Annotated in this window: 10 protein-coding genes and 3 tRNA genes; 8 read left to right on the top strand and 5 right to left on the bottom strand. The window is 58.7% G+C overall.

All coding sequences use genetic code 11. The annotated features are described in order from the left end of the window. Window positions 1–213: 213 nt before the first annotated feature. Together epmA and yjeM are read left to right on the top strand one after the other, a co-directional pair. Window positions 214–1,191 carry an elongation factor P--(R)-beta-lysine ligase gene (gene epmA / locus KB890_RS12140; RefSeq protein ID WP_004146714.1) on the top strand — a complete coding sequence of 326 codons (978 nt, stop codon included), beginning with the start codon at window positions 214–216 and terminating at the stop codon, window positions 1,189–1,191. A gap of 182 nt (window positions 1,192–1,373) precedes the next feature. After that, entirely contained in the window at window positions 1,374–2,876 is a 1,503-nt protein-coding gene (yjeM, locus tag KB890_RS12135) for a glutamate/gamma-aminobutyrate family transporter YjeM (RefSeq protein ID WP_004178330.1), read from the top strand. Window positions 2,877–2,913: 37 nt separating this feature from the next. Here the strand turns inward: yjeM and mscM are convergent, their stop codons facing one another. From mscM to rsgA, 3 genes are all read right to left on the bottom strand, one after another. Beyond that, entirely contained in the window at window positions 2,914–6,243 is a 3,330-nt protein-coding gene (mscM, locus tag KB890_RS12130) for a miniconductance mechanosensitive channel MscM (RefSeq protein WP_020324906.1), read from the bottom strand. Between the two features lie 23 nt (window positions 6,244–6,266). Next, complete coding sequence (gene asd, locus KB890_RS12125) at window positions 6,267–7,229, bottom strand: archaetidylserine decarboxylase (protein ID WP_002885536.1); 963 nt, start codon at window positions 7,227–7,229, stop codon at window positions 6,267–6,269. A gap of 160 nt (window positions 7,230–7,389) precedes the next feature. After that, a complete protein-coding gene (rsgA, locus tag KB890_RS12120; protein WP_004178332.1) occupies window positions 7,390–8,451 on the bottom strand; it encodes a small ribosomal subunit biogenesis GTPase RsgA in 1,062 nt (353 codons plus the stop codon). Window positions 8,452–8,545: 94 nt separating this feature from the next. Between rsgA and orn the strand changes: the two genes are divergently transcribed. After that, window positions 8,546–9,091: an oligoribonuclease gene (gene orn / locus KB890_RS12115; protein WP_002885538.1), complete on the top strand. Its 546-nt coding sequence runs from the start codon at window positions 8,546–8,548 to the stop codon at window positions 9,089–9,091. A 43-nt stretch (window positions 9,092–9,134) separates the two neighbouring features. Here the strand turns inward: orn and KB890_RS12110 are convergent, their stop codons facing one another. Then, window positions 9,135–9,866, bottom strand: a complete 732-nt coding sequence (locus KB890_RS12110) for a transporter substrate-binding domain-containing protein (RefSeq protein ID WP_004177719.1) — start codon at window positions 9,864–9,866, stop codon at window positions 9,135–9,137. Window positions 9,867–10,160: 294 nt separating this feature from the next. On the opposite strand from KB890_RS12110, the gene KB890_RS12105 reads away from it, so the two are divergent. The 3 genes from KB890_RS12105 (at window position 10,161) to KB890_RS12095 (ending at window position 10,528) form a co-directional block, all read left to right on the top strand. Further along, a tRNA-Gly gene (locus KB890_RS12105) sits at window positions 10,161–10,236 on the top strand. 68 nt (window positions 10,237–10,304) lie between these two features. Next, window positions 10,305–10,380: transfer RNA gene (locus KB890_RS12100), tRNA-Gly, on the top strand. Window positions 10,381–10,452: 72 nt separating this feature from the next. Then, window positions 10,453–10,528: transfer RNA gene (locus KB890_RS12095), tRNA-Gly, on the top strand. Between the two features lie 270 nt (window positions 10,529–10,798). Here the strand turns inward: KB890_RS12095 and queG are convergent. Further along, window positions 10,799–11,938, bottom strand: coding sequence for a tRNA epoxyqueuosine(34) reductase QueG (queG, locus tag KB890_RS12090; protein ID WP_004178333.1), 1,140 nt, complete (start codon window positions 11,936–11,938; stop codon window positions 10,799–10,801). A gap of 13 nt (window positions 11,939–11,951) precedes the next feature. Between queG and nnr the strand changes: the two genes are divergently transcribed. Further along, complete coding sequence (gene nnr / locus KB890_RS12085) at window positions 11,952–13,463, top strand: bifunctional ADP-dependent NAD(P)H-hydrate dehydratase/NAD(P)H-hydrate epimerase (RefSeq protein WP_004178334.1); 1,512 nt, start codon at window positions 11,952–11,954, stop codon at window positions 13,461–13,463. After that, window positions 13,456–13,917 carry a tRNA (adenosine(37)-N6)-threonylcarbamoyltransferase complex ATPase subunit type 1 TsaE gene (gene tsaE, locus KB890_RS12080; protein ID WP_002885589.1) on the top strand — a complete coding sequence of 154 codons (462 nt, stop codon included), beginning with the start codon at window positions 13,456–13,458 and terminating at the stop codon, window positions 13,915–13,917. Before nnr ends, tsaE begins: the two co-directional genes overlap by 8 nt. Window positions 13,918–13,927: the final 10 nt, after the last annotated feature.

The raw sequence follows: 13,927 nt of genomic DNA, 5'->3' as shown, positions 1-13,927 counted from the left end.
TATAGGTACAGGAGTATAGCCTTAGGGTCAGTATGGAAAATTGACGTGTTCGATTTTTTTATCGATATGTGCGGTTATTTATCAGTGGTATTTATGCGTCAGGGTTAACGATAGATTAATGGCATGTAGTCTGCCGGAGATTGCACAAAATTTGTTTCACTCGCCGGTTGCGAGTAGACTTCGTGCCCTTAATTTGCAATCGGAGAAAGTACCATGAGCGAGACGGCAACCTGGCAGCCGAGCGCACCCATTCCCAATCTGTTGAAGCGCGCGGCGGTGATGGCGGAAATCCGCCGTTTCTTTACCGATCGCGGCGTGCTGGAGGTGGAGACGCCTTGCATGAGTCAGGCGACGGTAACGGATATTCATTTGTTCCCGTTCGAAACCCGTTTCGTCGGCCCGGGCCATTCTCAGGGGCTTAACCTGTACCTGATGACCAGTCCGGAATACCACATGAAGCGCCTGCTGGCGGCAGGTTGCGGCCCGGTCTTCCAGCTGTGCCGCAGCTTCCGTAATGAAGAGATGGGGCGTCATCACAATCCGGAATTCACCATGCTGGAGTGGTATCGTCCATGCTATGACATGTATCGCCTGATCAATGAGGTGGACGATCTGCTGCAGCAGGTGCTGGAGTGCCAACCGGCGGAAAGTCTCTCCTATCAGCAGGCGTTTCAGCGCCATCTGGAAATTGACCCGCTCTCTGCCGATAAAGCACAGCTGCGTGAAGTCGCAGCGAAGCTGGATCTGAGCAATATCGCCGATACTGAAGAAGATCGCGATACCCTGCTGCAGCTGCTGTTCACCATGGGCGTGGAGCCGCACATCGGCAAAGATCGACCAACGTTCATTTATCATTTCCCGGCGACTCAGGCCTCTTTAGCGCAGATCAGCCCGGAAGATCATCGGGTCGCTGAGCGCTTTGAGGTCTATTACAAAGGTATTGAGCTGGCGAACGGTTTCCACGAGCTGACCGACGCCCATGAACAGCGCCTGCGGTTTGAGCAGGATAACCGCAAACGCGCCGCGCGCGGCCTTCCGCAGCAGCCCATCGATAACAACCTGCTGGCGGCGCTGGAGGCGGGTCTGCCGGACTGCTCCGGCGTGGCGCTGGGCGTTGACCGCGTGGTCATGCTGGCGCTGGGCGCTGAAAGCATCGGCGAAGTGATCGCCTTTACGGTAGACCGCGCCTGATCGCTTTTTCACCTCCCTCCGCCGCCGGGTGGGGGAGGTGAAAGACGACTCTGAACCTGACACCCTCGCCCCGGCTTTAGCCCGAATACCCACAATTTCCCTCCGTGATTTTGCTACTATCCGCGCTCTTTTTATGAGGCCAGGCGTCGCTCGTCGGGCGATGCCCACGTTTGGATAGATTTATGCATCAACAACTCAAGAAGATGAGCCTGATCGGGCTGATTCTGATGATCTTCACCTCGGTGTTTGGCTTTGCCAACAGCCCATCGGCGTTTTATCTGATGGGCTATAGCGCGATGCCGTTTTACCTTTTTTCCGCCCTCTTTTTCTTTATCCCGTTCGCGCTGATGATGGCGGAGATGGGCTCAGCTTATCGTCGCGAAGAGGGCGGGATTTATTCCTGGATGAACCACAGCGTCGGGCCGCGCTTTGCCTTCATTGGTACCTTTATGTGGTTTGCCTCGTACGTAGTGTGGATGGTGAGTACCGCCGCTAAGATCTGGGTCCCGCTCTCTACTTTTTTGTTTGGCGCGGACAAAACCCAGACCTGGGCGCTGGGTAGCCTGACGCCGACGCAGACGGTCGGTATTCTGGCGGCCTGCTGGATGGTCGTGGTGACCTTTATTGCCGTCAAAGGGATCAATAAAATCGCTAAAATTACCGCCGTCGGTGGTATCGCGGTGATGGGGCTTAACCTGGTGCTGCTGCTGGTGAGCGGGGCGATCCTTCTGCTTAACGGCGGTCATTTCGCCCAGCCGTTAAACTTCACCCTTTCGCCTAATCCCGGGTATCAGTCGGGCATGGCGATGCTGTCGTTTGTGGTATTTGCCATCTTTGCCTATGGCGGAATTGAGGCGGTTGGCGGCTTAGTGGATAAGACCGATAAGCCGGAAAAGAACTTTGCCAAAGGTATTATCATCGCGGCGATCGTTATCTCGATCGGTTACTCGCTGGCGATTGTGCTGTGGGGCGTGAGCGCCAACTGGCAGCAGGTGCTTGGCGCGCGTTCGACCAACCTCGGCAACATCACCTATGTGCTGATGACCAGCCTCGGGGCGACGCTGGGCCAGGCCCTGCACCTGACCCCTGCGGCGTCAGCCCTGACCGGGGTCTGGTTCGCCCGTATTACCGGCCTGTCGATGTTTCTCGCCTACACCGGCGCGTTCTTCACCCTCAGCTATTCTCCCCTGAAAGCGATTATCCAGGGCACGCCAAAAGCGCTCTGGCCGTCGGTGATGACCCGTCTCAACGTCAACGGAATGCCCGCCGCGGCGATGTGGCTGCAGTGTCTGCTGGTCGGGGTGTTTATCGTACTGGTATCGTTCGGTGGGGATAGCGCTTCCGCGTTTTATAACAAGCTGACGCTGATGGCCAATGTCTCTATGACCTTGCCTTATCTGTTCCTGACCATCGCCTTCCCGTTCTTCAAGGCGAAAACCCATCTTGACCGGCCGTTCGTGATCTTCAAAAACCGTCCGTCGACGCTGCTGGCGACCGGCGTGGTGCTGCTGGTGGTGACCTTCGCCAATATCTTCACCATTATCCAACCCGTCATCGACAGCGGGGACTGGAACAGCACCCTGTGGATGGTCGGTGGGCCGATCTTCTTCTCACTGCTGGCGCTGGGGATCTACGAAAGCTACCGTCGGCGCATGGCGTCCGGCGCGCTGGTGATGGAGAGTTAAAGAACCTGCCCGGCGGTGCAGCCGGGCAGGGGATGGTTTACAGGCTACCAGCCGTACGGCGGCTGGTTTTTCCGGCCGAGGTCATGGTTTTACTGCTTTGCCTGCCGTCAATACTTTCCAGACGCATCTGGAACGGAGGGAACGGCATATCAATGCCATGCTCGCGGAAGCCCGCCAGGATCAGCTGATGCATCTCATGGCGCAGCGGCATGCGGTGCCCCATCTCCGCGGCAAAAATACGTAGCTCGAAAATCTGGATCCCCTGCTGCAGGTCGACGAGAAACGCCTCCGGCGCCGGGGTATCGATGACCAGCGAGCAGCGATGCGCCGCGGCGATGAGAATTTTCGTCACCTCTTCGGTATCGGCGTCCACAGGCGCCGGCACCGTCAGCACCACGCGGGTAACCGAGTCCGACAGCGACCAGTTGATAAACTGTTCGGTAATGAACGCCTTGTTCGGCACGATAATCTCTTTTCGGTCCCAGTCGCTGATGGTGGTCGCACGGGTATTAATGCGGGTGACGCTGCCCGTCAGGTCGCGAATGGTGACCGTATCGCCGATGCGGATCGGCTTCTCAAACAGGATAATCAGGCCGGAGATAAAGTTGGCGAAGATCTCCTGCAGGCCAAACCCGAGACCCACACCCAGCGCGGCGACCAGCCACTGCAGCTTCGACCACTCAATACCGATCATCGAGAAGCCCACCAGCCCGCCGACCAGCATCAGCAGATACTTAGTGATGGTGGTGATGGCGTAGCCGGTGCCGGGCGTTAAATCGAGATGCTGGAGGATCGCCAGTTCCAGCAGCGCGGGCAGGTTGCGTACCAGCTGAGTGGTGATGATCAGCACCAGAATGGCAATCAACACCGCGCCAAGCGTAATAGGCTCAAGGCTTTCCACCCCTTGTACCGTCGAGGTCACGTCCCACAGCGAGATATTCTCAAGGAAGCCAAACGCCGAGTGAATCTCCGACCACAGCACGATGACCGATAGCAGCGCGATCAGCATCAGCAGGGAGCGCACAAGCCGCAGCGACTGGGTACTGATGGCATTGAGGTCGACCTCGCTGACCTCCGTCTCCACCGACCCTTCCGGGCTGCTGACGTGAACGGGCTCATCTTCGCCGCGGGCGCGCTGAGCGAGAATTTCCGCGCGACGATGGCGGGCCCGGTCGAAGGCCAGCCGGCGGCGCTGGATCAGCATCCAGCGGCGGATGATGTGATAGACCACCAGCAGCAGGAACCAGATGGCGACCGAGGTTTCCAGACGCGCAAGCAGCGCCTGGGCGGTGGCGAGGTAGCCGACGGCGGCCGCCAGCATGGCCACCAGCGGGGCGCCAAGCATCAGGTTCCACAGCAGGCGGTTCACCATATTGTCGCCATTCCCCTCTTTATCCAGATAGAGCGGAATACCGGCGTGCTTAAGGCTCAGGGTGACCACCGCCAGCGCGCCGCAGATCAGCAGGAAGCACAGGCGGCCCAGCGAAGCGGAGAATTCGCGGTCGTTAAGATTATCGAACATGATCAGCGCCATAATCAGCGGCACAATCAGCCCGATGCTCATCAGGTAGTAGCGCATCGCCTTCGCCACGCGGCTACGCGGCCAGCCGAAGTGGGCGATAAACAGCCCGTTTGGCCGGGCGAAGGTGGCGCAGATCATCACCACCCACAGCAAAGGCACCGTCGCGGTGACTCCATCGCCAATCGCCACCGCCAGCGGGAACGGCCAGGCGGACTGCAGACCATAGCCGAGCGTCATCCACAGCACCGGCAGCGGCGAGGCCACCAGTATCGACCAGAAGACCGTGCGCAGCGTCAGCCAGAAGTGATCCTGGGTGACTTTCCCCACCCGGGCGCTGGAGCGCTCGAGAAAGCGGGTGAAATGGCGCCGCGAGCTGATGCTAAAGCCAACCAGCAGCAGGGCGGCAAACAGCGGCAGCAGGGTCTCTTTGCTGGTAAGCATCATCGCGCTGGCTTTGCCCAGTTCGCTGATGGTATCCAGGGAGATCAGGCGCCGCAGATCCTGGACGATCTCCAGCGGCCAGGAGAAGCCGATGGGGCTGACGTCCGAAGTCCAGAACAGATAGCGGTGGGTGGCTTCGTTGATCTCTTTCAGCGCGTCTTCCAGCTGGCCGTTGGCGACCTTCAGCTTGGTGAGCTCCAGCATCAGGGTGTCGCCGCCGCGCAGCAGCGAGTTCAGCAGCTCGTTCTGCGTGCGCAGCTGCGCCTGCAGGATCTTGTTCTGCTCGCTGGTCAGCGGTTCGCCGTCGGCCTGGCGGATCTGCCGCAGCTGCGGCTGCTTACTGAGTAAATCCTCAAAGCGCAGACGCTGCACGCGCAGCTGCGCCATTTCCGTATCCAGCTGTTGCGGGCGAGGGCGCTCCGGCAGCCGCGCCACCTGGGCGCGCAGGGCTTCGCCCAGCAGATTGGAGGAGCCCAGCCACTGCGACTGCTCGCGCAGGGTGTTTAACGCCTGGCGCACCTGCAGCGTTTGATTCGTCGCCTGCCGCTGCTGGGACGCCACCAGATCCATGCGCTGCGCCTGCTGGTTCAGCGCCTGGGAGAGTTCACGGTTGACCTTAAACTGGGCGGTGATGTCCGGCGGCAGGTTTTCACTGTTCTCCGCCAGCAGTTCGGTACTCTCCAGCGCCTTTTCCGCCTCCCGCTGGCGCTGGCTGTTTTGCAGATTGCGCAGCGCCTGCAGATAGGCATCCAGCTGCTCGCTCTGTTTTTGCGCCAGCTCGGAACGGGCGCGCGACAGCTCCTGGCGGTTGTTGGCGGAGAGCTGGGCGAGGTCGAGTTCATCCACCAGCGCCTTCAGACGCGCTGATTCCGCCTGCAGGGCAAGATTTTGCGCCTGGGCGAGAGCATTGTTGCCGGTTTGCGTGCCGATGCGGCGCTCAACCTCATTGAGCTGACGACGGGCATCGGTTTGCTGCTGCGGCAGCTGGTTCAGGGAGTCGGCGATTTCACGCGCGCGATCCTGCTCCTGCTGCGCCTGGCGGCTCGATTCCAGCAGCTGGCTGCTGACCTGCAGGATCTCCTGGTTCAGCGCATCGGCGGTCAGGCCGGTTGGCACCTGGCGCGGCTCTTCGCTCAGATTATTGAGCTGGGCACGCAGGCTTTGAAACAGTTTGGGGAAATTGTCGATAACGTCCTGATACTGACGGGCGCGCTCGAGGGATGATTTTCGCTCCTCAAGCGCGTTCAGCGCGGACTGCAGAACTTCAACGGTTTCAGGCTGGGCGGGCTTTGCCGCCTTCGCCTGTTCCAGTTCCTGGGTTATCTGTTTAGCATCCGGGGCTGTCGCAGCGTACGCCCCGAAACTGAGGCTCAAGGCCAACAGGAAAGTGTATATCAGGCGCACGGCATAACCCTTTTGCTGAAGAATTAACCTTGGTCTTGTTTATCGTCAACCAGCGGGCTGGCGCGGTGTTCGGCGCGGATCTCTTCTTCCGGTAACGGCGCGGGTTCAGCGGCGGCGGTCGCTTCCACTGCTGTCGCCAGCGGTTGGCCGATCTTGGTCACGGACAGGCTTTGCAGCGTGTCGACCAGCTTCACCTGGCCCGGGGCAAACAGGTTGATCACGGTGGAACCCAGTTTGAAGCGGCCCATCTCCTGGCCTTTCAGCAAGGCGATGGAGCCTTCGTTGTCGCCAGCGGGCCAGGTCCAGCGTTTAATAATGCCTTCGCGCGGCGGGGTCACGGTGCCGGACCACACGGTCTCGATGCTGCCGACGATAGTTGCGCCCACCAGAATTTGCGCCATCGGGCCAAACTCAGTATCAAACAGGCAGATGACGCGCTCGTTACGGGCGAACAGGTTCGGCACGTTCTGCGCCGTCAAGTGGTTAACAGAGAACAGGTCGCCAGGAACGTAGATCATTTCGCGCAGGATGCCGTTGCACGGCATGTGTACGCGGTGATAGTCGCGCGGCGACAGGTAGGTGGTGGCGAAGCTGCCGTTACGGAACAGGTCGGCCATCTGATAGTTGCCGGCCAGCAGGGCTTCCAGACTGTAGTCATGACCCTTAGCCTGCAGGATTTTATCGTTCTCAATGGCGCCAAGCTGGCTGATCACGCCATCGGCCGGCATCACCAGCACGTTTGGATCGGTATTCAGCGGGCGAACGTCGTCGCGCAGCGGGCGCACGAAGAAATCGTTGAAGGTGCGATAAGCCGCGGTATCCGGCTTCTGCGCCTCTTTCATATCGACCTTGTAGTATTTCACGAACAGATCGATGACCAGCTTCGTCAGCCAACCTGCGCGTTTGCTCGCACCCCAGCCTGCGAGGCGGGTGAGCCACAGTTTAGGCAGAATGTATTGCAGTGAAAGTTTAAGATCGTTTAACAAAGTAGCCTCCAGGCCATGATATGTCGTTCCTGACCCCGCCTGCGGGCGGGGACCTGAAAAAAGGGGACGATTCTATACGTAAAACTCGCCAAATGGCATCCGCGTAAGCTGCGTCATCACCGCTGCCCGGCAGCGCCTGATGTGATGCTCAGCTTAATGATCAGTCATCGGACGAGGAAAAGTTTTTACGCGTTTTTACCTGTACCTGCGCCATGCTTTCCAGGATGCGGTGGTAGTTCTCAAAACGGCTTTCGGCGATCTTGCCGTTCTCTACCGCTTCGCGAAGCGCACAGCCAGGATCGGTATCGTGTTTACAGTCGCGATATTTGCAACGGCCTAAATAATCATGGAATTCGACAAAGCCGTTGGTGATTTGTTCCGCTTCCAGATGCCACAGGCCGAACTCACGTACCCCCGGTGAATCAATCACATCGCCGCCGTGCGGGAAGTGGTAGAGGCGTGCCGCGGTGGTGGTGTGTTGACCTAAGCCGGAAACGTCCGAGACATCATTGGTGAGGATCTGATCCTCGTTCAACCCGAGCAGGGCGTTCAGCAGGCTAGATTTACCGACCCCGGACTGCCCGGCGAAGATACTGATGCGGTCGGTCAGGGCCGCTTCCAGCGGCTTAAGGCCGTCCTGAGTCCGACTGGAAACCAGCAGCACGCGGTAACCGATGTTGCGGTAGATATCCATTTGCTCATTGACGAAGCGAAGACCATCATCATCCAGCAGATCGATTTTATTCAGCACAATGAGCGGCTCGATATCCTGCGCTTCGCAGGCCACCAGATAGCGATCGATAATATTCAGCGACAGCTCAGGCAGGATCGCGGAAACCACCACGATCTGGTCGATATTGGCGGCGATAGGCTTCACGCCGTCGTAAAAATCCGGACGCGTCAGGACGGAGGCGCGATCGTGCACCGCCTCGACGATCCCTTTGACGCTTACGCCGTCGGCGGCGTCTTTACCCGGCCGCCAGACCACGCGGTCGCCGGTGACCAGCGAGCGGATCGTCCGGCGGATATTGCAGCGATGCACGCTGCCGTCAGCGGATTCGACGTCGGCATGCATACCAAAGCGACTGATGACAATGCCTTCCGACGTTTCGCCAAACAGGTTGTCATCGTAGTCGGCCTTCTCCGCAGTGGTTTTCAGACGGCGCTGGTGGTTGGCTTTGACGCGGCGCTGCTGGCCTTTGGAGAGTTTATTTTTACTCAATCGAACTGGCTCCTGGTCGCCCTGATGGGGCAAAACCTCTATGATACACGCTATTTTAGATGAATATAGTCACGCGAGAAGGGTGGAAAATAGCATGAGTGCAAATGAAAACAACCTCATTTGGATCGATCTTGAGATGACAGGGCTGGATCCGGAGCGCGATCGCATTATCGAAATCGCCACCCTGGTGACCGATGCCAACCTGAACATTCTGGCTGAGGGCCCGACCATCGCGGTGCATCAGTCGGACGCTCAGCTGGCATTAATGGACGAGTGGAATGTGCGGACGCATACCGGCAGCGGTCTGGTGGATCGCGTAAAGGCCAGCACCGTCAGCGAGCACGATGCCGAACTGGCGACCATTGAGTTTCTTAAGCAGTGGGTGCCGGCGGGCAAGTCGCCGATCTGCGGCAACAGTATCGGCCAGGATCGTCGCTTCCTGTTTAAGTACATGCCGCAACTGGAAGCCTATTTCCACTATCGCTACCTGGACGTTAGCACGCTGAAAGAGCTGGCGCGCCGCTGGAAGCCGGAAATTCTCGACGGTTTTAAAAAGCAGGGCACTCATCAGGCGATGGACGATATCCGCGAGTCGGTCGCCGAGCTGGCTTACTACCGCGAACACTTCATTAAGCTGTAAACCGCGACCGGGCCCTGTGCGCGGCCCGGTACACTTTTCTGCGTTATTTAAACCACTTCTGCTGCATCTGCTGGAAGTCAGGTGTCGCCATGACCGCGGCCAGGGCATCGTTGATGGCGTTCAGCAGCTCCGGATCGTCTTTGCGCACCGCAATCGCATACTGCTTACCGTAATAAGCCGGGTCGGTAGCCCGTTCATCCATGATGGCGTAGTCAGGGTTCTCCTGCTGCCAGGCGTCGAGGGTGGCGAAGTCGCCCATGACGCCGGTTATTTGCCCGGCTTTCAGCGCGGCCAGGGCGCTGGCGACATCGTCGTAAGGGACAGCCTGTACGGCTTTCTGTTTATCACGCAGGTAGCGCTGATGCAGCGTGCCTTTCACCACGCCGACTTTTTTAGCCTTCAGATCGGCAAAGGTATGGGCGACATCTTTGTTGACGATCACTACCCCGGAGAGCGCCTGGCGATAGGGGCGGCTGAAGGCGACCTGCTTCTCACGCATCGGGATCACTTCCATGCCGGCAATCACCGCGTCAAATTTCTTAAAGCGTAAAGCCGGGATCAGGGTATCGAAACGCTGCGCCGTGAACTGGCACTGCGCCTGCATCTGCTGGCACAGGGCGTGCGCGAGATCGATATCGAAGCCAACGGGCTGATTTTTGCCGTTGGCGGTGACAAACGGTGGATTGGCCGTGGTGGTGCCAAAATGGAGCGTCTCGGCTGACGCGGTTCCGATGGCCAGCGTGCTCAGCAGCAGGACGGTGAGGACTTTTCTCATGCTAATTCCCTGTTTGGCGTCGGGGTGGCCTCGTTATACGTCGCGCCACCGCTGTATGATGCGAGCGATTTTGCGTCATTCAGCCGGGCGGAAAAAGCGATTTTGCCCGTTATGACGCTTATTTATACAATTCAGCGGCGTAGATGGCGAGAAAATGTCCATTTAAACAAAAAACGCAAAAAAGTGATCGTCAGGGGGTTGCAGGGGCATCGAATTCTCGTATAATGCGCCTCCCGTAACGACGCAGAAATGCAAATTACGACGCCATCGAAATATGGCAAAAAATGCAGTAACGCGGGAATAGCTCAGTTGGTAGAGCACGACCTTGCCAAGGTCGGGGTCGCGAGTTCGAGTCTCGTTTCCCGCTCCAAAATTTGAAAGCACCATCCTGATCAAAGGATTTCATCTCGCAGATGCGGGGCGAAAGCCGAAGATTAAGCGGGAATAGCTCAGTTGGTAGAGCACGACCTTGCCAAGGTCGGGGTCGCGAGTTCGAGTCTCGTTTCCCGCTCCAAAATTTGAAAGACACACCACACCAGTCGCAGTTTTCAGGTTGCTAGACGGTAGCTTGAATGACGATGATTAAGCGGGAATAGCTCAGTTGGTAGAGCACGACCTTGCCAAGGTCGGGGTCGCGAGTTCGAGTCTCGTTTCCCGCTCCAAATTTTCTTCCATCTCTTATTTATCCACAGTGCAATCCAGCGCCGGGGATGATTTTCGTTTGGTCTGCAGAAATACTGTGAACAGAGTTATCCACAGGTTGTCGTTCCGTCACTGGCGGCGCAAATGCTTCGCTTTGTAAATAGTATCTTTGTATGTGATTGAAATTTAACAAATAAATTTCATTTCAAAATGTTAATCCGATCACTTGACCTTGGTCTGCGCCTTGAAACGCAATGTGTTTTAGATTTTATTCACAGCCTGTGAATGAATCAGGCGTCGCGCGGCAAGCCTTTCTCTACCACTCTGACCAGACGTAATTTTTTCGGCAGCTGTACTTCAACGGCGTCGGCGTTCCGCTTTTTCAGTTGCTGGGCAATCGCCCACTCAATGTGTTCGTCGAGAAGCGGGTGCTCGCCCCGGCGGCTCTCCAGGGCGCGAAGATGGGCTTCATCCCAGGGCGCATTGCCCAACGCGACGGCGATATTGCGCAGCCAGCGCAGGTGGCCAATGCGACGAATCGCCGACCCTTCGGTCACCTTCAGAAACCACGCTTCGCTCCAGGCGAACAGCTCCACCAGCGGCGGGGCATGCAGCGCTTTGCGTGGGCTGAAATCCTCTTCATCGGTGAGCTGTGAGAAACGGTTCCACGGGCAGATCAGCTGACAATCATCACAACCGTAAATACGGTTGCCGATTAGTGGACGGAACTCCTCGGGGATTGCACCTTCCAGTTCAATGGTGAGATAGGAGATGCAGCGCCGGGCGTCGACGGTATAGGGCTCAACGATGGCCCCGGTGGGACAGATGGTCATGCAGGCGACGCAGCGCCCACACTCCTCCGCGACCGGGCTGTCGACCGGCAGGGGCAGATCAATCAGCAGTTCGCCGAGGAAAAAGAACGATCCGGCGTCGCGGCTTAAGATAAGTGAGTGCTTACCTGTCCAGCCTAGGCCCGCTTTTTCTGCGATTGGCCGTTCCAGGATAGGCGCGGAATCGACAAAAGGTCTAAAATTGAGCGAAGCACACTGTTCCTGAATCTTCTCCCCCAGCTTTTTCAGGCGATTACGTAGCAGCTTATGATAATCACGCCCGAGGGCATAACGGCTGACGTAACCCAGCGTGGGATCTTTCAGGGTGCGGGCAAAGGCGGCGTTAGCGGGCAGATAGTTCATCCGCACGCTGATGACGCGTAACGTACCGGGCAGCAGTTCGTGGGGACGGGCGCGCATCATACCGTGACGGGCCATCCATTCCATTTCGCCGTGGTATTGTTTATCCAGCCATGCCTGCAGTTTGGGTTCACTGGCGCTGAGGTCGGTATCGGCGATCCCCACCTGCTGGAACCCAAGCTCTGTGCCCCATTGTTTGATTTGTTGCGCTAACTGAACGAGATCGAGGGGCTGTGACATGATGGACCATACAATGACGAAAAACCCTGACAGTATACCATACAACATTTGGCCTGCGGAGGCGCTGCGCCTGGCCGAACGAGAGGCGGCGGACAGCCTGGGGCTGACGCTGTTCGAACTCATGCAGCGCGCGGGCGAGGCGGCGTTCCAGCTGGCCAGCTGTGCTTATCCTGCCAGCGCGCACTGGCTGATCCTGTGCGGACATGGCAACAACGGCGGCGACGGATATGTCGTTGCGCGTCTGGCACAGGCCGCGGGGCGGCGGGTGACGCTGCTGGCGGTGGAGAGTGACAGCCCGCTGCCGGAAGAGGCGCAGGCGGCGCGGGAGGCGTGGCTTAACGCCGGCGGCGTGATCCATGCGGCGACCATCCCATGGCCCGACGATATCTCACTGATTATTGATGGCCTGCTCGGCACCGGTCTGCACAGCGCGCCGCGCGATCCCGTTGCGGCGCTCATCCACCAGGCGAACCACCACCCGGCGCCGGTGGTGGCGCTGGATATCCCTTCCGGCCTGAATGCGCAGACGGGCGCGACGCCAGGTGCAGTGGTACAGGCCGACCATACGCTGACCTTTATCGCCCTCAAGCCGGGGCTGCTGACCGGCAAGGCGCGGGATGTCGTCGGGCAACTCCACCATCATGCGCTGGGGCTCGAACGCTGGCTCGCCGGACAAAGCACTCCTCTGACGCGGTTTTGCGCCGCCCACCTCGCCGACTGGCTGCCGCCGCGGCGGGCCACCTCCCATAAAGGCGATCACGGCAAGCTGGTGATTGTCGGCGGCGATCGCGGCACGGCAGGCGCTATCCGTATGTGCGGTGAAGCGGCCCTACGCAGCGGCGCGGGACTGGTGCGAGTACTTACTCACCCGGAGAACGTGGCGCCCATTGTCACCGTGCGGCCGGAGTTAATGGTAGATGAGCTGACGCCGCAGACTCTGAAAGCCGCGCTGGAGTGGGTGGACGTGGTGGCGATTGGCCCGGGCCTGGGGCAGCGCGAATGGGGGCGCAGCGCCCTGCGCACGGTGGAAAGTTTTAACAAACCGATGGTCTGGGACGCCGACGCGCTGAACCTGCTGGCATTCAATCCCGATAAACGTCACAATCGCGTGCTAACGCCGCACCCCGGCGAAGCGGCCCGTTTGCTGAACGTCAGCGTGGCAGAAATTGAAAGCGATCGCTTACTTTCTGCGCAGCGTCTGGTAAAACGGTATGGCGGCGTGGTTGTGCTGAAAGGCGCGGGCACGGTGGTGGCTAGTGAAAGCGGGGCGATGGGCATTATCGATGCCGGCAATGCCGGGATGGCCAGCGGCGGGATGGGTGATGTGCTCACCGGCATCATCGCCGCGTTGTTAGGACAGCACCTGACGCCGTATGATGCTGCCTGTGCCGGGTGCGTCGCGCATGGCGATGCCGCCGACCGACTGGCCGCTCGCGAGGGCACCCGCGGCATGCTGGCGACCGATCTCTTTTCCACGCTCAGGCGTGTTGTTAACCCGGATGTGATTGACGTAGACCATGATTAACCGAGTGATTCCTTTACCCGATGAGCAGGCCACGCTGGCCCTTGGCGACCGCATCGCGCAGGCCTGTACCGGCGCCACCGTGATTTATCTGTATGGTGATTTAGGCGCGGGGAAAACGACCTTCAGCCGCGGCTTTTTGCAGGCGCTCGGTCACCGCGGCAATGTCAAAAGCCCAACTTATACCCTGGTGGAGCCCTATACCCTCGAGAACCTGATGGTGTATCACTTCGATCTCTACCGTCTGGCGGATCCTGAGGAACTCGAATTTATGGGGATCCGTGATTATTTTGCCGACGATGCCATCTGCCTGGTGGAATGGCCGCAGCAAGGCGCAGGTGTCCTGCCTGACCCGGATGTTGAAATTCACCTTGATTACCAGGCACAAGGGCGTGAGGCGCGTATTACCGCGATCTCCTCACGGGGTGAATCTTTACTGGCGCGTTTAGCCTTTTAGCCTGAAGGAT

This window comes from Klebsiella sp. P1954 (assembly GCF_018199955.1).
GTDB lineage: Bacteria > Pseudomonadota > Gammaproteobacteria > Enterobacterales > Enterobacteriaceae > Klebsiella > Klebsiella pneumoniae.
This window is presented reverse-complemented; position numbering and strand designations above follow the sequence as displayed.

Bases quoted from the DNA above. Each gene is read 5' to 3' on its own strand.
- tsaE (WP_002885589.1), top strand. From the start codon at position 13,456: ATGATTAACCGAGTGATTCCTTTACCCGATGAGCAGGCCACGCTGGCC.
- queG (WP_004178333.1), bottom strand. From the start codon at position 11,938: ATGTCACAGCCCCTCGATCTCGTTCAGTTAGCGCAACAAATCAAACAA.
- nnr (WP_004178334.1), top strand. From the start codon at position 11,952: ATGACGAAAAACCCTGACAGTATACCATACAACATTTGGCCTGCGGAG.
- orn (WP_002885538.1), top strand. From the start codon at position 8,546: ATGAGTGCAAATGAAAACAACCTCATTTGGATCGATCTTGAGATGACA.
- epmA (WP_004146714.1), top strand. From the start codon at position 214: ATGAGCGAGACGGCAACCTGGCAGCCGAGCGCACCCATTCCCAATCTG.
- KB890_RS12110 (WP_004177719.1), bottom strand. From the start codon at position 9,866: ATGAGAAAAGTCCTCACCGTCCTGCTGCTGAGCACGCTGGCCATCGGA.
- yjeM (WP_004178330.1), top strand. From the start codon at position 1,374: ATGCATCAACAACTCAAGAAGATGAGCCTGATCGGGCTGATTCTGATG.